Origin of the sequence: Haemophilus aegyptius (genome assembly GCF_900475885.1) — a bacterium.
Taxonomy (GTDB): domain Bacteria; phylum Pseudomonadota; class Gammaproteobacteria; order Enterobacterales; family Pasteurellaceae; genus Haemophilus; species Haemophilus influenzae.
In genome coordinates this window covers 1,246,319-1,264,517 of the sequence record NZ_LS483429.1, presented here as the reverse complement: position 1 = coordinate 1,264,517, position 18,199 = coordinate 1,246,319, and the positions used below count along the sequence as shown (strand labels likewise).

The 18,199-nt window shown below is 38.8% G+C and carries 16 protein-coding genes; 7 read left to right on the top strand and 9 right to left on the bottom strand.

Annotation, left to right across the window (positions count from 1 at the left end):
* Window position 1: 1 nt before the first annotated feature.
* Together recJ and dsbC are read right to left on the bottom strand one after the other, a co-directional pair.
* Entirely contained in the window at window positions 2–1,729 is a 1,728-nt protein-coding gene (gene recJ / locus DQN49_RS06595) for a single-stranded-DNA-specific exonuclease RecJ (RefSeq protein ID WP_006996479.1), read from the bottom strand.
* Between the two features lie 286 nt (window positions 1,730–2,015).
* Entirely contained in the window at window positions 2,016–2,705 is a 690-nt protein-coding gene (dsbC, locus tag DQN49_RS06590; RefSeq protein WP_006996480.1) for a bifunctional protein-disulfide isomerase/oxidoreductase DsbC, read from the bottom strand.
* A gap of 132 nt (window positions 2,706–2,837) precedes the next feature.
* On the opposite strand from dsbC, the gene prfB reads away from it, so the two are divergent.
* Both prfB and lysS read left to right on the top strand, forming a co-directional pair.
* Window positions 2,838–3,936 (top strand): peptide chain release factor 2 gene (gene prfB, locus DQN49_RS06585; RefSeq protein ID WP_111723572.1). Its coding sequence is split into 2 segments (ribosomal slippage): window positions 2,838–2,912 and window positions 2,914–3,936, totalling 1,098 coding nucleotides; the frame shifts between segments, so codons are not numbered across the junction.
* Window positions 3,937–4,087: 151 nt separating this feature from the next.
* Entirely contained in the window at window positions 4,088–5,596 is a 1,509-nt protein-coding gene (lysS, locus tag DQN49_RS06580) for a lysine--tRNA ligase (protein WP_006996482.1), read from the top strand.
* An 85-nt stretch (window positions 5,597–5,681) separates the two neighbouring features.
* Here the strand turns inward: lysS and mdh are convergent, their stop codons facing one another.
* Window positions 5,682–6,617: a malate dehydrogenase gene (gene mdh, locus DQN49_RS06575; protein WP_006996483.1), complete on the bottom strand. Its 936-nt coding sequence runs from the start codon at window positions 6,615–6,617 to the stop codon at window positions 5,682–5,684.
* A 206-nt stretch (window positions 6,618–6,823) separates the two neighbouring features.
* Between mdh and argR the strand changes: the two genes are divergently transcribed.
* Window positions 6,824–7,279: a transcriptional regulator ArgR gene (argR, locus tag DQN49_RS06570; protein WP_005653722.1), complete on the top strand. Its 456-nt coding sequence runs from the start codon at window positions 6,824–6,826 to the stop codon at window positions 7,277–7,279.
* Window positions 7,279–8,169, top strand: a complete 891-nt coding sequence (locus tag DQN49_RS06565) for a TIGR01777 family oxidoreductase (RefSeq protein WP_006996484.1) — start codon at window positions 7,279–7,281, stop codon at window positions 8,167–8,169. Before argR ends, DQN49_RS06565 begins: the two co-directional genes overlap by 1 nt.
* A 53-nt stretch (window positions 8,170–8,222) precedes the next feature.
* Here DQN49_RS06565 and purF read toward each other — a convergent pair whose 3' ends face one another.
* The 3 genes from purF to yfbV form a co-directional block, all read right to left on the bottom strand.
* Window positions 8,223–9,740: an amidophosphoribosyltransferase gene (purF, locus tag DQN49_RS06560; protein ID WP_006996485.1), complete on the bottom strand. Its 1,518-nt coding sequence runs from the start codon at window positions 9,738–9,740 to the stop codon at window positions 8,223–8,225.
* A gap of 10 nt (window positions 9,741–9,750) precedes the next feature.
* Window positions 9,751–10,242 carry a CvpA family protein gene (locus tag DQN49_RS06555; RefSeq protein WP_005647427.1) on the bottom strand — a complete coding sequence of 164 codons (492 nt, stop codon included), beginning with the start codon at window positions 10,240–10,242 and terminating at the stop codon, window positions 9,751–9,753.
* 86 nt (window positions 10,243–10,328) lie between these two features.
* Window positions 10,329–10,772, bottom strand: coding sequence for a terminus macrodomain insulation protein YfbV (gene yfbV, locus DQN49_RS06550; protein ID WP_005663782.1), 444 nt, complete (start codon window positions 10,770–10,772; stop codon window positions 10,329–10,331).
* A 214-nt stretch (window positions 10,773–10,986) separates the two neighbouring features.
* Here yfbV and DQN49_RS06545 point away from each other — a divergent pair, with 214 nt between their 5' ends.
* Window positions 10,987–12,192, top strand: a complete 1,206-nt coding sequence (locus tag DQN49_RS06545; protein WP_006996486.1) for an acetate kinase — start codon at window positions 10,987–10,989, stop codon at window positions 12,190–12,192.
* Window positions 12,193–12,259: 67 nt separating this feature from the next.
* Window positions 12,260–14,395 carry a phosphate acetyltransferase gene (gene pta / locus DQN49_RS06540; RefSeq protein WP_006996487.1) on the top strand — a complete coding sequence of 712 codons (2,136 nt, stop codon included), beginning with the start codon at window positions 12,260–12,262 and terminating at the stop codon, window positions 14,393–14,395.
* 75 nt (window positions 14,396–14,470) lie between these two features.
* Here pta and smrB read toward each other — a convergent pair whose 3' ends face one another.
* The gene (gene smrB, locus DQN49_RS06535; protein ID WP_006996488.1) at window positions 14,471–14,974 is read right to left on the bottom strand and encodes an endonuclease SmrB; all 504 of its coding nucleotides are present in this window, start codon (window positions 14,972–14,974) and stop codon (window positions 14,471–14,473) included.
* Between the two features lie 130 nt (window positions 14,975–15,104).
* Here smrB and prmB point away from each other — a divergent pair, with 130 nt between their 5' ends.
* On the top strand, window positions 15,105–16,049 hold the full coding sequence (gene prmB, locus DQN49_RS06530) for a 50S ribosomal protein L3 N(5)-glutamine methyltransferase (RefSeq protein WP_006996489.1): 945 nt from the start codon (window positions 15,105–15,107) through the stop codon (window positions 16,047–16,049).
* A gap of 58 nt (window positions 16,050–16,107) precedes the next feature.
* On the opposite strand, the gene cysB is transcribed toward prmB, so the two are convergent.
* Both cysB and rluB read right to left on the bottom strand, forming a co-directional pair.
* Window positions 16,108–17,079: an HTH-type transcriptional regulator CysB gene (cysB, locus tag DQN49_RS06525; protein ID WP_005691165.1), complete on the bottom strand. Its 972-nt coding sequence runs from the start codon at window positions 17,077–17,079 to the stop codon at window positions 16,108–16,110.
* Between the two features lie 10 nt (window positions 17,080–17,089).
* Window positions 17,090–18,163, bottom strand: coding sequence for a 23S rRNA pseudouridine(2605) synthase RluB (gene rluB / locus DQN49_RS06520; protein WP_006996490.1), 1,074 nt, complete (start codon window positions 18,161–18,163; stop codon window positions 17,090–17,092).
* Window positions 18,164–18,199: the final 36 nt, after the last annotated feature.

The following is an 18,199-nucleotide window of genomic DNA, read 5'->3' as shown; positions in this document are numbered from 1 at the left end:
ATCACTCATCTATAGGCTCAATATAATCTACCAATAATTGTAGGCTACGATTGCCACGAAATTCGTTAATCTCTAATTTATAGGCTAAACGAGCCTGTTTAATTGAAAGATCAGGATACAATCTTGTATCAATATTAAACGCAATCGCATCTAATAACCCCCCATCTTGTTTCGGTTCTAGCAACATTTTTAGATGATTTTTATTTTGCCCAATCGCGCGCTGATCTAAAATTTTAAATTCGCCATCAAAGCAAGGCTCAGGAAACCCTTGTCCCCAAGTGCCTACCGATTTTATCAACTCTGCCGTTTCAAGATTAAATTCATTTGAATTCAGTTCGCCATCTGTCCAAATTATGCCTTGCAGATGTTCTTCATCAAGCCAATCGGCAATGGTTTGATTAAAAAGATGTTGGAAATCCGCAAAATATTCTTCTCGAATACTCAACCCAGCAGCCATTGCGTGTCCGCCAAATTTTAAAATTATATTAGGATGTTGCGAATGAATACGCTCTAAAACATCGCGCATATGTAACCCCTCAATAGAACGAGCGGAACCTTTCAAAATTCCCTCACTATCTTGCGTAAAGGCAATCACTGGACGATGATATTGATCCTTAACCCTTGATGAAACAATGCCTAATACGCCTTGATGCCAATCGGGCTGATAAAGCGTAATACCATAGGGTAACTCTTTAAAAAGTGCGGTAAGATTTTGACAAATTTTTATTGCCTCAAGCTTCATACCTGCTTCAATTTCTTTACGTGTTTGGTTGAGTTCGTCAAGATCTAAAGCTAATTCTCTGGCTTTTGACATTTCGTTCGCCAGCAAAAGCTCCACCCCAATCGACATATTATCTAAACGCCCTGCCGCATTTAAACGAGGCCCGATACAAAAACCGAGATCACTTGAGGTAAACTGTTCAACATTGCGGTTGGCCACTTCAGCCAACGCAATAATACCAGGACGGCAGTGTCTAGCACGAATCCGCATTAAACCTTGATAAGCAAGGATACGATTATTTTGATCTAAAGGCACAACATCAGCGACAGTACCCAATGCAACTAGATCGAGCAAATCAGTAAAATTAGGTTGTGTTTCTGCAGTAAAAATACCGAGTTCACGAAATTTTGCGCGCACCGCCAGCATCAAATAAAATGCCACACCAACGCCAGCTAAAGATTTTGAAGGGAAATGACACTGACTTAAATTAGGATTAACAATCGCATCGGCTGGCGGCAAAGTTTCGGGCGGTAAATGATGATCCGTGACTAAAACTCGAATGCCTTTTTCTTTCAAAAATGCAATGCCTTCAAAAGATGAAACGCCGTTATCCACCGTCATTAATAACTGAACGCCCTTTTCAATCGCCATTTCAGCCACTGGAATACTCAAACCATAACCTTGTTCAAATCGATTTGGCACAAGGTAATCTACATCAGAAAAACCAAGTTGTCTTAAAGCGAGCACACTCAATGCTGTGCTAGTTGCACCATCAGCATCGAAATCCCCAACAATCACTATTTTTTGCTGTTGTTGGTAAGCCTCCACTAATAAATTTACCGCTTGATCAATGCCATATAATTGATTTGGATTGAGCATTGATTTCAAAGTGCGGTCTACTTCTTTGGTGTTTTTAATATGACGAGCACGATAAAGGCGATCTAATAACGGATGGGTTGAAACAGAATTTCCAACTGGAATTTCACGGCGTTTGATAAGTTTTTTCACTGGATATTAATTCATACCTAAAAGCAAAAAGCTGTTGAAATCAACAGCTCTTTTATCTATACTTTTTCCTGTCGGTCAGGGCTTTTAACCCTGAATGCTGACAGGGGTTAAAGCCCTACTGACCATTAGTCTAACTATTGTGTCAGCTAAGGATTTTAATGATGCCTAAATTATGTATTTATATCATAATTTTTGTGTTGTTAATGCTTTTAAGCTCCCCAGCATATTAAGCATAACCGACTAAACACAAGGGGTAGGCAACTGCCCCTTGCTCTTTATTATAAAATTATTGTGCCGTTTCTTCAAGAGCTCTTAATAAATCAGCTGGTTTTAAATAACCGCCAATAAGCTCACCAGTTGAGGTAACAATACTTGGTGTTCCTCGTACACCAAATTGAATACCTAATTCATAATGTTTTTTCACGATATTTGGCGTTTTAACTTCTTTTGGTAAATTGCCTTTTTCTGCTTCATTTAAAGCAAAAACGGGATCTTTCGCCGTCCAAATCGCTTCCATTTGTTTCGCCGTTTGATTATTCATACCTGCACGAGGGAAAGCTAAATAACGTACGGTAATGCCAAGATCGTTATATTCTTTTAATTGCTGATGTAATAAATGGCAATAATGGCAGGTAATATCCATAAATACTGTTACTACGTGTTTTTCATTTTTCGCAGGATAAACAATCATCTCGTTTTTATAAGAATTAAGTTTATCCACTAAAATTTTACCTGCGACATCAACAGGGCCATTATTTGTGAGTTCATAAAGTTTACCTTCAAAAAGATATTTTCCATCTTCGCTTACATAGAGTATACCTTGATCCGTAACAGCCGTTTTAATGCCTGAAATCGGCGAAGATTTAATAACAATATTTGATATATTAAAAGACTGTAATTTGCGTTTAATTGCCGCATCATCTGCCATTGCATTAGCCGCAGCCACGCACAAAAGTGCGGTAAAAATTTTCTTCATTTTTTGTTCCTAAATTAGCTTGAGTGAGAAAGTCTAAAATTATAGAGAGATTGCTAATTTCTGCAAGGTCAAACTATCCAAAAATCAGAAAATAGCATATAATTCCACACTTTATCACACAGTGAATTTATTATGTTTGAAATCAATCCTGTAAAAAATAAAATCATCGATTTATCTGACCGCACTTCAGTGCTTCGGGGGTATCTTTGACTTCGATGCCAAAGTTGAGCGTTTAGAAGAAGTCAATGCGGAATTAGAACAGCCAGATGTTTGGAATGATCCAGATAAAGCCCAAGCACTTGGTAAAGAACGTGTTTCTTTAGAACAAGTTGTAAATACCATCAAAAATTTAGAACAAGGTTTAGAAGACGTTGATGGGTTGCTAGAACTTGCCATTGAAGCAGAAGACGAAGACACCTTCAATGAAGCGGTAGCTGAATTAGATGAACTCGAACAACAACTCGAAAAATTAGAGTTCCGTCGAATGTTTAGTGGCGAACATGATGCTTGCAATTGCTATGTGGACTTACAAGCAGGTTCTGGCGGTACGGAAGCTCAAGATTGGACAGAAATGTTGCTGCGTATGTATCTCCGTTGGGCTGAAAGCAAAGGTTTTAAAACAGAACTGATGGAAGTCTCTGACGGCGATGTAGCAGGATTGAAATCAGCAACTATTAAAGTGAGCGGTGAATATGCCTTTGGTTGGTTACGAACAGAAACGGGGATTCATCGCTTAGTGCGTAAAAGTCCATTTGATTCCAATAACCGTCGTCATACATCATTCAGCGCGGCATTTGTCTACCCTGAAATTGATGATGATATTGATATTGAAATCAATCCTGCTGATTTACGTATTGATGTTTATCGCGCATCAGGGGCAGGTGGTCAGCACGTAAACAAAACTGAAAGTGCGGTGCGAATTACCCATATGCCAAGTGGCATTGTGGTGCAATGTCAAAACGACCGTTCACAGCACAAGAACAAAGATCAAGCGATGAAGCAATTAAAAGCGAAATTGTATGAGCTTGAATTACAGAAGAAAAATGCGGATAAACAAGTAATGGAAGATAATAAATCTGACATTGGTTGGGGAAGCCAAATTCGCTCTTATGTATTAGACGATTCACGCATTAAAGATTTGCGTACTGGCGTAGAAAACCGTAACACCCAAGCCGTATTAGACGGGGATTTAGATCGATTTATTGAAGCGAGTTTAAAAGCGGGCTTGTAGAAATTTCTTGCCTTCCCCTGTTTACGGGGGAAAGTGGCGCGAAGCGACGGAAGGGGGCTTTCGATAATATATTTCCTTTAGTCTTCAACAGCTCCTAAAGTAAACAAAGAAAATAAAAATTTCTTATTAATTTATAAAAAAGGTAAACAATATGTCAGAACAAGAAGTTAAAGAATTAGATCTCAATGGCGAAATGCTCGTTCGTCGTGAAAAATTAGCCGCATTACGTACAAAAGGTAATGCCTTTCCAAACAAGTTTCGTCGTGATGCTCTCGCACAAGATTTGCACAATCAATATGATGCAGAAGACGGGGAAATCTTAAAAGAAAAAAGCATTGAAGTACAAGTTGCTGGTCGTATTATGACTCGCCGTGCAATGGGTAAAGCAACGTTTATCACTATTCAAGATATGAGCGGTAAAATCCAGCTTTACGTTGCACGCGATAATTTGCCTGAAGGTGTTTATGCTGAAGATGTAGGTAACTGGGATTTAGGCGATATCATTGGAGTGAAAGGTACACTTTTCAAAACTAAAACCAATGAATTAACCATCAAAACAACTGAAGTTCAACTTTTAACCAAAGCACTTCGTCCATTACCAGACAAATTCCATGGTTTAACCGACCAAGAAGTTCGTTATCGCCAACGTTATTTAGATTTAATTTCTAACGAAGAATCTCGCCGCACTTTTATTATTCGTTCTAAAGTTGTCGCGGGTATTCGTGAATATTTCATTTCTAAAGGCTTTATGGAAGTGGAAACGCCAATGTTACAAGTCATTCCAGGCGGTGCATCTGCACGTCCTTTCGTGACTCATCATAATGCATTAGATGTGGATATGTATTTGCGTATCGCACCTGAACTTTATTTAAAACGCTTGGTCGTTGGTGGATTTGAACGAGTATTTGAATTAAACCGCAACTTCCGTAATGAAGGGGTTTCTGTTCGTCATAATCCAGAATTTACTATGCTTGAATATTATCAAGCATATGCGGACTACCATGATTTAATGGATAACACCGAAGAACTTCTTCGTAAATTAGCGATTGATATTCTTGGTACGACTATTGTGAAATACGGCGAATACGAATTTGATTTTGGTAAACCATTCGAACGTATTACGTTACACGATGCAACCATTAAATATGGTGCAGACAAAGGTATCGTAAAAGAAGATTTATATGACTTTGATCGTGCAAAAGCTACGGCAGAACGCTTAGGTATTGAAGTACAAAAATCTTGGGGCTTAGGCAGCATTGTCAATGCAATCTTTGAAGAAGTGGCTGAACATCACTTAATTCAACCAACATTCTTAATGGCTCACCCTGCGGAAATTTCGCCACTTGCACGTCGTAATGATGAAAACCCAGATGTTACAGATCGTTTTGAGCTATTTATCGGTGGTCGTGAAATCGGTAATGGTTTCTCAGAATTAAATGATGCAGAAGACCAAAACGAACGTTTCGATGCACAGGTTGCAGCAAAAGAGGCGGGAGATGATGAAGCAATGTTTAAAGATGACGACTTCGTTGTGGCTCTTGAACACGGCTTGCCACCAACAGCAGGTGAAGGTTTAGGTATCGACCGTCTAGCGATGCTTTATGCAAATGCACCATCAATTCGTGATGTGATCTTGTTCCCTGCAATGCGTCAGAAATAATAAAGATACAAACAAAAGCCACCAAATGGTGGCTTTTTTATCGAAACATAAAAAGGGAGCTAATGCTCCCCTTACTTTTTAATGATTAACCATTAATAAATTTTTCGCCTAATTCAATATCTGCACGTAAAGTCGGCAACATATTTTCTAGAGCTTGTTGTTCAAAATTGCTTAATGGGCCAATTGGTAAAATTTCTTCTACACCTTCTTTACCTAAACGAACTGGCTGAGAGAAGAAACGAGCATATTTGCCATCGCCTTCAACATAAGTACATTCAACCACTGTCTCGCCACTTAATCCTTTCACTAAAGAACGCGCAAAACGTACTGCAGCCTGCGCCATTGAAAGAGTTGCTGAACCGCCACCCGCTTTTGCATTGACCACTTCTGTACCTGCATTTTGGATACGTTTTGTTAATGGTTCAATTTCATCTTCATTCCACTCAGCATATTGAACTTGAGAAAGTAATGGAAGAATAGTCACACCTGAGTGACCACCAATAACAGGAACGCTTGTACGAGAAACATTTAAACCTTTTAATTCAGCCACAAAGGTTTCAGAACGCAACACATCTAAAGTTGTCACGCCAAATAATTTACGTTTGTCGTAAACGCCTGCTTTTTTCAATACTTCAGCCGCAATTGCAACAGTAGTATTTACTGGGTTAGTGATGATACCAACACAGGCTTTCGGGCAAGTAGTAGCAACTTTTTCAATTAAACCACGAACAATGCCTGCATTAATATTGAATAAATCTGAACGATCCATACCAGGTTTACGTGCAACACCAGCAGAAATTAATACAACATCCGCACCTTCAAGTGCTGGCGTTGGATCTTCACCAGAAAAACCTTTCACATTCACTGCCGTTGGAATATGACTCACATCCACTGCAACACCTGGGGTAACAGGGGCAATATCATATAATGCTAAATCTGAGCCTGCTGGCAACTGAAGTTTTAGTAATAACGCTAATGCTTGACCAATACCACCTGCGGCACCTAATACAGCAACTTTCATAAATACTCCTTATGTGTTAGTTAATTTAAAACAGACTGATTTTAAAATGTTCATCTTACAATTACAAATAGAGAAATATCATTCTATGATCTAGTTCACATTTCTGAGATAAATATTTTCTTCTCTTCGTTCTTATTCATATTTCAGTTGATGAAAGTGAATTTTTATGCAATTCTTATGCAAATTTTGACTATTGAAAAATAAAGATGACTGAGAATTTAACTCGCGCTTTTAAAGAATTACTCAACCAAGAACGCTTTGGTTCTCAAAGTGAAATTGTCGATGCCTTAAAAAAACAAGGCTTTACTGGTATTAATCAATCAAAAATATCAAGAATGCTCAGCAAATTTGGCGCGGTTCGCACCCGTAATACCAAAATGGAAATGGTCTATTGCTTACCAAATGAATTAAGTGTTCCCAATACCAGTAGTCCATTAAAAAATCTTGTCTTAGATGTTGATCACAATGCGATGTTAATCATAATAAAAACAACGCCCGGTGCTGCTCAATTAATTGCACGATTACTTGATTCCATTGGAAAATCAGAAGGCATTTTAGGTACTATCGCAGGCGATGATACTATTTTTGTCACGCCCACAAACGATAAACCTATCGACGAATTATTGCAAAATATCCAACGTTTATTTGAAAACACATTGTAATGAATATTCTATTAACGGGAGGCACGGGACTTATCGGCAAAGCACTTGTCGAACAACTCTGTTTACGCAATGAACAAGTGACGATCTTAACGCGCTCAAGTTCGCCGCACACTCTCTCAAAGCACAAAAACATCAAATTTATTACCGCACTTTCCCAACTTAATTCACAAGAACAGTTTGATGCCATCATCAATCTTGCTGGCGAGCCAATTTTTCATAAAGTTTGGTCGAAAAACCAGAAATCTATTTTACGAGAAAGTCGTTTAAGCCTCACTACTCAACTGGTTGAATTCATCAATCAGTATCAGCAATACCCAATTTTTATATCAGGTTCAGCAACAGGAATTTACGGCGATCAAGACGAACAAAAAATTACCGAAACAAGCAAAACAGCAAAAACCTTCACTGCACAATTATGCCAAGATTGGGAAAATATCACGCAACAAGCTAATGCGAGGGTTTGTTTGATTAGAACAGGTATGGTATTTTCTACAAAAGGTGGCGCACTTGCTCAAATGTTGCCTTTATACAAATGGGGACTTGGCGGTAAACTGGGCAAGGGAGAGCAATATTTCCCTTGGATTGCTTTGGAAGATATGGTAAACGGCATTTTATTTTTACTCGATCATTCAGAATGCAGAGGGGCGTTTAACTTCGCTGCCCCGAATCCCATAAAACAGCATAAATTTAACCGCACTTTAGCTCAACTATTAAAACGTCCTGCTTTTGCAACCATTCCAAAATGGCTATTACATTTTATTCTTGGCGAGCGAGCAAATCTATTACTCGAAAGTCAAAATGTTGTACCTGAAAAATTACTCAACGCTGGATTCCAATTTCAATATGCTGATTGCAAAAACTATCTAGAAGACATCCTAAAAAACAAATAAAAAAATCACCGCACTTTTAATACGATGATTTTATCCCTCTTAATGCCTAGCATTTATTGTTCATTGTAAATTTCAAGATTGGATGCTTGTTTTTCTCGTTTTTTCTTTGCACTATCATTGCGTTGAGTTGCGATTTTATTAAGATATTCAGGGCTAATATCGCCTGTAATATATTCGCCTGTGAAAACAGAACAATCAAAACCTTGAATGGCTGGATTTTCCAATTGAACAGATTCAGTAAGTGCGGTCAGATCTTGGAAAATTAATTTGTCTACGCCGATCAAATGTGCAATTTCCTCAACATTTCGCCCATAAGCAATCAGTTCATCGCGACTCGGCATATCAATACCATATACATTCGGATAACGAATTTCTGGGGCAGCAGAGGCGAAGTAAATTTTCTTCGCACCAGCTGAGCGAGCCATTTCAACAATTTGCTCAGAGGTTGTACCTCGAACAATAGAATCGTCTACCAATAACACGTTTTTATCTTTAAATTCAGCTTTAATGGTATTCAATTTGCGACGAACAGAACTAATACGCTGTGCTTGTCCTGGCATAATAAAGGTACGGCCAACATAGCGATTTTTCACAAATCCTTGGCGATAAGGCTTCCCTAGAACACGAGCTATTTGTAACGCAATATCTGTTGAAGTTTCAGGAATAGGAATGACCACATCAATATTATCAATTTCATCCGCCCATTCTTTTGCAATTTTTTGCCCGAGTTTTTCGCCCATATGAACACGTGCAGCATAAACAGAGACGCCATCAATCGTTGAATCTGGGCGTGCAAAATAAACATACTCAAAAATACAAGGATTTAGCACCGCACTTTCGGCACATTGTTGCGAATAAAGCTCGCCATCAAACGTCACATAAACAGCTTCGCCTGCAGCAATATCACGCACAAACTCGAAACCTACAATATCTAAAGCCACTGTTTCAGAGGCAAACATATAATCAGTTTTGCCATTTTCTTCGCGTTTACCCAACACCAAAGGACGAATGCCAAAAGGATCACGAAACGCAACCATGCCATGCCCAATAATCATCGCTACACAGGCGTAAGCACCACGAACATCCTTGTGAGTTTTATGAACGGCATAGAAAATATCTTGTGGATCGAGGTGATCTTGAGGAATGTGATCGAGATGGTTAGCAAGAATATTAAGAAGAAGTTCGGAATCTGAATTCGTGTTTACATGGCGGCGAGCTGTTTTAAAGACTTTTTCTTTTAACTCCACTGAGTTGGTTAAGTTGCCGTTATGCACCAAAGTGACACCATAGGGAGAATTCACATAAAAAGGCTGTGCCTCTGAGACGCTAGAACTCCCCGCTGTAGGATAGCGAACATGCCCCAACCCAGCATGTCCTTGCAAGCGTAGCATATGTTCTTGATGAAACACATCGCTGACTAAACCATTAGCTTTACGTAAGCGAAAACGGTTTTCATCATCAACCGTTACAATACCTGCCGCATCTTGTCCACGATGTTGCAAAAGGGTTAATGCTGCATAAATAGATTCATTAACCGGACTTTGGCTAACAATACCGACAATACCACACATTTTGTGTTCCTTATTGATTAAGCGTTGGAGTTAAAAAACTTGAACTCGCCTGAAGTTGTTGAAAGAACCATTCAATAATAAAACCAAAGTGCGGTATTAATTGAGATTCTTTCCACCAATCAGTTTGTTCAAAATTGGTAAAAGTATCCATAAAAAATAACAACGCAGCCACAATCAGCGCACCGCGCACTAAACCGAAAGCTGCACCTAATACGCGATCAGTGCCGCTTAAACCCGTCTTATCCACTAATTGACTAATCACATAATTTACTATGGCACCCACAATTAAAGTCAGAACAAACAAAATGGCGATTGCAGTTCCATTACGAATATACATTGATTCAATTTGCGTAAGATAAGCAGCAAGATAAGGATAGAACTGACTTGCTACAATAAATGCCACAACCCAGCTACCGAGTGAAAGCACTTCGCGAACAAAACCGCGTAATAAACTAACAAGAATGGAAAAAGCGATAATGCCAATAATAATGTAATCGATCATTAAAAAATCTCTCAATGAAAAACGGCCGTTTAAAACGACCGAGCTATTCTACAAAAATAAAGCCAAAAAGAAAACGTTTGCGTAAACTAAATTTCCTGCCAAAAAGCACGTTCAAATTTACTTTGAGCTTTCTTTAAGACTTCTGCTAAATGTTGGTATGTCGGTTTTTCTTGCACAAAAGGCAAGGGTTCATGTAGTTGTTTTAAACGTTCGCAAATATCATAAAACCATACCGCACTTTGATTTTCTAACGGCGTATTGGCACGCTTACCAAGCCAATAAAGACCTTGAAAAGGAATAAGCAAGGCAAAAAGTGCGGTCAAAATTGCGATAGAAAATGCCATCAAATCATTTTTTGCATAAAACTGCTGCCACAGAATTGCAAACACAGCAACAAAAGGCATAAATTTTTGTGCAAAACTCGTGGCTTTCATAATACGGTTTTCAGGGAAAATAATGCCTAACTTCGCCTCCAGCGGCCAAGTATTAAGATAAATTTGTCCCTGTTTTAAAATGGAAAAAAATGCCATAAAAACACCTCAAAAATTGACCGCACTTATCATACGCTATTTTAAGTCTATTTTTAGTAAAAATAGTTTAATTTTTCAAAAAATACGATAAAATTTGTATTTTTTCCTTACCGATGAATTTATTTTATTCATCAAAAGGTGTATTCTATGTCTGATTTTTCAAGCCATCTTAGATGATGGATTTCTATTAACCTCAATCAAATATAGGGTTCCTATGTCAAAACTTGTTCTTATCCTTAACTGTGGTAGTTCTTCACTCAAATTTGCAATTCTTGATCCAGCAACAGGGGAAGAAAAATTATCTGGCTTAGCCGAAGCATTTTTCTTACCCGAAGCACGTATCAAATGGAAACTCAATGGAGAGAAAGGTAACGCAGATTTAGGCGCAGGCGCAGCGCATACTGAAGCACTTAATTTTATCGCATCTAACATTCTGAATGATGAGCTTAAAAATTCTATCGCGGCAATTGGTCATCGTATCGTTCACGGTGGCGAAAAATACACTCAATCTGTCATCGTAACAGATGAAGTTGTTAAAGGAATTGAAGATGCTGCACAATTTGCACCACTTCACAACCCTGCTCACTTAATTGGTATTCGCGAAGCATTCAATGCATTCCCACACTTAAAAGATAAAAACGTGGTAGTTTTTGATACAGCATTCCACCAAACTATGCCTGAAGAAGCCTTCCTTTATGCCCTTCCATACTCTTTATATAAAGAACACGGCGTACGTCGCTATGGTGCACACGGCACAAGTCACTACTTCGTTTCTCGTGAAGTCGCTAAATATGTAGGCAAACCTGCAGATCAAGTAAATGCTATTATTTGTCACTTAGGTAATGGTGGTTCTGTTTCTGTTGTGCGTAACGGTCAATGTATTGATACTTCAATGGGCTTAACTCCGCTAGAAGGTTTAGTAATGGGTACGCGTTGTGGCGATATTGACCCTGCAATCGTATTCTACCTATACAAAACACTAGGTATGTCTATGGATCAAATCGAAGAGACTTTAGTGAAAAAATCGGGTCTTTTAGGTTTAACTGAAGTAACAAGCGACTGCCGTTATGCTGAAGATAACTACGATGATGAATCTAAACCAGAAACAAAACGCGCTTTAAATGTTTATAGCTATCGTTTAGCGAAATACATTGGTGCTTATATGGCTGTGTTGGGCGATGATCACTTAGATGCAATTGCATTCACTGGTGGTATTGGCGAAAACTCAGCGCACGTTCGTGAATTAGCCTTAAATCACTTAAAATTATTTGGCATTAAAATCGATCACGAACGAAATCTTGCCACACGTTTTGGTAAAGATGGTGTAATCACCACTGATGATTCCGCATTTAAAGCAATTGTTCTTCCAACTAACGAAGAATTGGTTATCGCACAAGATACCGCAAAACTTTGTTTCTAATTTAACAACAAACTGCCGAATTTTTCGGCAGTTTTTATTTATAACATATACATATTAAGGTTTAACTATGTCTCGCACGATTATTCTTATCCCTGTAAGTACAGGCGTGGGTTTAACTAGCATTAGTCTTGGATTAATCCACTCTCTCGAACAAAAAGGCGCAAAAGTTGCTTTTATGAAACCAGTTTCTCAACCAAGCACTGGCGAAGATAAATTGGATCGCACAACTTCTATTATTCGCACTAGCACTAGCCTTGAAACTGCCGAACCTTTTATGTTAAGCGTGGCAGAATCATTAATTGGTCAAAATCAGTCTGACGTATTGTTAGAAAAAATTGTAGCTAACCACCAACAATTAACCAAAAATAATGACATCGTTGTAGTTGAAGGCTTAATACCCACAAGAAAACACGGTTACGCAAACAGTATCAACTATGAAATTGCACAAGCATTAGATGCGGAAATCGTATTAGTTGCAGCACCTGCAACTGAAACGCCAACCGAATTAAAAGATCGCGTAGAAGCTGCAGCCTCTCTATTTGGTGGTAAAAACAATCCAAATCTTTTAGGTGTTGTTGTAAACAAATTCAATGCACCTGTTGATGAATCAGGTCGTACTCGTCCAGATCTTGCTGAAATTTTTGATTCATTCCAACACAATCATATTAGCGAAACAGAAGTAAACAAGTTATTTGCAGGTAGTGCCATCAAGTTATTAGCTTGTGTGCCTTGGAATGCAAATTTAATCGCGACACGAGCAATCGACTTAGTCAAACATTTAGGTGCATCAATCATTAATGAAGGAGAAATCAATCGCCGCATTCGTGGTATCACTTTCTGTGCAAGAAGTTTACCAAATATGGTAGAACATTTCCGTGCAGGCAGCTTATTAGTCACTTCAGCAGATCGTCCAGATGTGCTTGTAGCAGCCGCTCTTGCAGCATCAAATGGTATTGAAATCGGCGGTATTTTATTAACAGGCGGCTACAAAATTGATGCTCAAATTAATAAACTTTGCCGTCCAACTTTTGAAAAAGCGAAATTACCGATCTTCCGTATTGAAGGCAATACTTGGCAAACTGCATTAAGTTTACAAAGTTTTAATCTAGAAGTGCCTGTTGATGACAAAGAACGTATTGAAAATATTAAACAATACATTAGCCAACACTTTAATGCTGACTTTATCAATAATTTAGTTGCAGATTCCAGCCGTTTACCTCGCTTATCCCCACCTGCATTCCGTTTCCAATTAACTGAACTTGCTCGTGCGGCGAAAAAACGTATTGTACTTCCTGAAGGCGATGAACCTCGTACAATCAAAGCAGCCGTACTTTGCGCAGAACGTGGCATTGCGGAATGTGTGCTTTTAGCAGATCCTGCATCCGTTCAACGAGTTGCAGAAGCACAAGGTGTTAAATTAGGTAAAGGTATTACAATCATCAATCCTGCTGACGTTCGTGAAAACTATGTTGATCGTTTAGTTGAATTACGTAAAGCAAAAGGTATGACTGAAACCGTGGCTCGTGAACAATTAGAAGACACCGTAGTACTTGGCACAATGATGCTAGAAGCAAATGAGGTAGATGGTTTAGTATCTGGTGCCGTTCACACGACTGCAAACACCATTCGCCCACCAATGCAAATCATCAAAACTGCACCAGGTAGTTCGATTGTTTCTTCTATCTTCTTTATGTTATTACCAGATCAAGTGCTTGTTTATGGTGACTGTGCGGTAAACCCAGATCCAACTGCAGAACAACTTGCTGAAATTGCAATTCAATCAGCAGATTCTGCTAAAGCATTTGGTATTGATCCAAAAGTTGCGATGATTTCTTACTCAACAGGTACATCTGGTAGCGGTGCTGATGTAGAAAAAGTGAAAGAAGCAACTCGTATTGCGAAAGAAAAACGCCCTGATTTATTAATCGATGGCCCATTACAATACGATGCGGCAGTGATGGAAGATGTGGCTCTCTCTAAAGCACCAAATTCACCAGTAGCAGGTAAAGCAACGGTATTCGTATTCCCTGACTTAAATACTGGTAACACTACTTACAAAGCAGTACAACGTTCTGCAGATTTAGTGTCTATTGGCCCAATGCTTCAAGGTATGCGCAAACCAGTCAATGACTTATCTCGTGGTGCCTTAGTTGATGATATTGTGTACACAATTGCCTTAACCGCAATTCAAGCAACACAATAATTCAAGTAAAAATATAAAAGAAAATACCGCACTTTGCCCTAGCAGTAAAAGTGCGGTATTTTTTATAACGTTTTTTTACAAATCGACCAAAATCAAAATTGCGGCTTCACCGCCCCACTCCCTTGGTGCTTGATGTAATGCCCGCACTTTAGGATGTTGTACTAGCCAACGTGGAATTTGTTTTTTCAATGTAAAGGTGCCATAGCCCGTCATGATACTGGCACAATCAACATGCTCATTTTCACAAACCAGTAAAAGTGCGGCTAATTCTTGCTTAGCTTGTTCACGGGTTAAACCGTGTAAATCTAAAAACAATTCTGGCGAAAAATCTCCACGACGAAGTTGTTTTAATAAATGGGAATCTTCCCCATCACGTAAATATTTCACAACACCATCATGCTCATTCAGTAATGGCTCATATTCATCAGAAAAATAGAACAATGTATCTTCTTTCGCTCGTAATTCTTTCAATTCTATTTTTTTCTGATCACGTTTTTGGCGGGGGGCAACAAAAGTATCTTGTTTAATTGGCTTAATGCCTTTGGTTTCCGCGCGGAATAAATCAAATTCGTCTTGCATTTTTTTCTCATTAATTTCAAATTTTGCGTATCATATCATAGTTCTACATTCTCATCTGTGGTATAACTACGCCAAATTTTCATACCGAATTTTATGCTAACTTTTCTACTCACTTTTATGGAGAAATGCGATGGAAACTTCACATAACCAAGAATTAGTTGCAACTATCTTGGAAGATAATGTTGCAAACGAACTGCAAACCATCCAAGATTTTCTGCGTTGGACGTATAGCATTCTCAATCGATCTGATGTTTACTTCGGGCAAGGGCACGATAATCCTTGGGATGAAAGCCTGCAACTCGTTTTAAGTGGCTTACATTTACCCATTGATTTACCTACCGAATTATTTAACAGTCGATTAACCCCATCTGAAAAAGAAACCTTAGTTCAACTTGTATTAACCCGAATCGAACAACGCGTACCTGTGGCATATTTAACGAATAGCGCTTGGTTCTGCGGTCACGAATTTTATGTCGATGAACGAACCATTATTCCACGTTCTCCAATTAGTGCTTTAATTCAAGATCGATTTGAAGATTTAATTTCACAAGAACCAAATCATATTCTCGATCTATGCACAGGCAGCGGTTGTATTGCCATTGCTTGTGCTTATGCTTTCCCGAATGCGGAAGTAGATGCGGTAGATTTATCGGTTGATGCACTTAATGTCGCAGAGATCAATATTTCACGCCATCAATTAGAGCATCGTGTATTCCCGATTCAATCAAACTTATTTGAAAATATTTTGGGACAAAAATACGATCTTATCGTGACCAATCCACCTTATGTGGATGAAGAAGATCTCGCCGATATGCCGGAAGAATTCCATTTTGAACCAGAGTTAGCCTTAGGTTCTGGCAGTGATGGCTTAAACATTACCAAACAAATTTTAAAACAAGCACCAGATTACTTAACCGAAAATGGCGTGTTGGTGTGTGAAGTGGGTAATAGTATGATTAGCTTAATTGAGCAATATCCAGATGTACCCTTTAAATGGGTAGAACTTAAAAATGGCGGACTAGGCGTATTTGCTATTCAGCGTAAGGATTTAGTGAAATATCACGATCTGTTTTAATCTTTCAAGTGCGGTTAAAATTCTTATTAAATTTCAACCGCACTTCATTTATACATTGTTATCTTGTTTCCAATTCAATGCCTTCAAATAATTTTTTCACTGAATTGTTATCACGCAAACGCTCGGCTTTTTCTACGACACTACGAGTTAAGTGCGGTGAAAAATATTCCATGAAATCGTACATATAATTACGTAAGAACGTGCTATGTTTAAATGCAATATTCGTCATACTCGGGCGGAACAAATGGCTTGCATCAATTAGCACAAGATCCGCATCTAATGCCGTATGCGCCATAGATGCCATAATGCCCACCCCTAAACCCAAGCGCACATAAGTTTTAATAACATCAGCATCGGTAGCCGTAAAAACTATATTTGGTAAAATGCCTGCACTATTAAATGCGTAATCTAAATCAGAAACACCCGTAAAACCAAACGTGTAAGTCACAAGTGGGTATTTGCCTAATTCCTCAATGGTCAGTTCTTTCACTTTGGCAAGCGGATGTTCTGGCGAAACAATCACGGCACGATTCCACCAATAGCATGGAATCTGAACTAAATCATCAAATAAATAAGGTGCTTCAGTGGTAATTGCCAAATCCACTTCACCTGACATTAAAGCATCGTGAATTTGTGTTGGCGAACCTTGATGAATATGCAAGCTCACATCAGGATATTTTTTAGAAAAACGTTCAATCACGCTTGGCAGCATATAACGAGCCTGAGTATTTGTCGTCGCAATACGTAATACACCGTGATTTGGCCGAGTATATTCATCGGCAACGGCACGGATACCTTGCGCTTTAACAAGTAACTCGCGTGCAATTGAGATAATCTTTTTCCCTGCTGGTGTAATTGATTTTATATGTTTGCCATGACGCTCAAAAATTTCCAGACCTAATTCATCTTCTAATAGGCGAACTTGTTTACTGATACCCGGCTGTGATGTGTAAAGTGCATTTGCCGCTTCTGTGACATTCAAATTTTGGTTTACAATCTCAACGATATAACGCAATTGATGCATTTTCATAAAAAAGTCCTTATTTTTTATAACGTTTGTTCATCTCCGAATAACGTTTTACCGCTTTACGAATTTGCCCAGATTTTGGACGACGACTAGCCTGTTTTACATCTAATTTCGTTTCAGTCTCAGCAGGTAATCCCACCAATTCACGTAAATAATTGACGTTTTCAAGATCCATTTCTTCCCAGCCACCACGAGGCAAACCTTTCATCAGTTTGATATTTCCGTAACGAATACGAATCAAGCGGCTAACTTGAATCCCTTGGGATTCCCACAAACGACGAACCTCACGGTTACGTCCTTCCATCAAGGTTACGTCATACCATTGGTTAATACCCACACCGCCTGTAAATTTAATTTCTTTAAAGTTGGCAAGGCCATCTTCAAGCTGAACGCCTTTACGTAAACGCGCTAACATCGCATCATCAACTTGACCAAATACACGCACAGAATATTCACGTTCAACTTCATGGCTTGGGTGCATTAAACGATTTGCTAATTCGCCATCAGTGGTAAAAAGCAATAAACCCGATGTATTAATATCTAAACGCCCCACCGCAATCCAACGAGATCCCGTTAAATGCGGCAAACGATCAAACACGGTCGCGCGCCCTTTTGGGTCGCTACGTGTACAAAGTTCGCCTTCAGGTTTGTAATACATTAATACACGGCAAATTTCTTTTTGTGCGTGGCTAAGATTAATGATTTGACCATCAATACGCACTTTCACGCCAGAATGTACGTCAATACGATCGCCTAAAGTCGCAATTTTACCCTCTACGCTCACTCTGCCTGCGGCAATCATCGTTTCAATTTCACGACGAGAGCCTTGTCCTGCACGCGCTAAAACTTTCTGTAATTTTTCGCCCTCTGCTTTAGATTGATTCGAGGCTTTTACAATAGGTTTCGCTTTTGGCTTAGATAAAAATTTGTTATCAGAATTAACCGCACTTTTTTTCGTATTTGCTGTTTCTACGCAAGCAGTACGAGATACTGAACGTCTGTCATTTTTAGCTGAAAAATCACGTTTCTTTGCTGAATCTTTGGAAAAGTGCGGTTGTCGTTGAGTTTGTTTTTGACTAGGTTTCATTGTTTTCCTTGAATAATGGAAAGGTCGCTTTCACAA

Excerpts from the sequence above, each read along its gene's own strand:
- dsbC (WP_006996480.1), bottom strand. The coding sequence starts at position 2,705 with ATGAAGAAAATTTTTACCGCACTTTTGTGCGTGGCTGCGGCTAATGCA.
- lysS (WP_006996482.1), top strand. The coding sequence starts at position 4,088 with ATGTCAGAACAAGAAGTTAAAGAATTAGATCTCAATGGCGAAATGCTC.
- mdh (WP_006996483.1), bottom strand. The coding sequence starts at position 6,617 with ATGAAAGTTGCTGTATTAGGTGCCGCAGGTGGTATTGGTCAAGCATTA.
- argR (WP_005653722.1), top strand. The coding sequence starts at position 6,824 with ATGACTGAGAATTTAACTCGCGCTTTTAAAGAATTACTCAACCAAGAA.
- DQN49_RS06565 (WP_006996484.1), top strand. The coding sequence starts at position 7,279 with ATGAATATTCTATTAACGGGAGGCACGGGACTTATCGGCAAAGCACTT.
- purF (WP_006996485.1), bottom strand. The coding sequence starts at position 9,740 with ATGTGTGGTATTGTCGGTATTGTTAGCCAAAGTCCGGTTAATGAATCT.
- DQN49_RS06555 (WP_005647427.1), bottom strand. The coding sequence starts at position 10,242 with ATGATCGATTACATTATTATTGGCATTATCGCTTTTTCCATTCTTGTT.
- yfbV (WP_005663782.1), bottom strand. The coding sequence starts at position 10,772 with ATGGCATTTTTTTCCATTTTAAAACAGGGACAAATTTATCTTAATACT.
- DQN49_RS06545 (WP_006996486.1), top strand. The coding sequence starts at position 10,987 with ATGTCAAAACTTGTTCTTATCCTTAACTGTGGTAGTTCTTCACTCAAA.
- pta (WP_006996487.1), top strand. The coding sequence starts at position 12,260 with ATGTCTCGCACGATTATTCTTATCCCTGTAAGTACAGGCGTGGGTTTA.
- smrB (WP_006996488.1), bottom strand. The coding sequence starts at position 14,974 with ATGCAAGACGAATTTGATTTATTCCGCGCGGAAACCAAAGGCATTAAG.
- prmB (WP_006996489.1), top strand. The coding sequence starts at position 15,105 with ATGGAAACTTCACATAACCAAGAATTAGTTGCAACTATCTTGGAAGAT.
- cysB (WP_005691165.1), bottom strand. The coding sequence starts at position 17,079 with ATGAAAATGCATCAATTGCGTTATATCGTTGAGATTGTAAACCAAAAT.
- rluB (WP_006996490.1), bottom strand. The coding sequence starts at position 18,163 with ATGAAACCTAGTCAAAAACAAACTCAACGACAACCGCACTTTTCCAAA.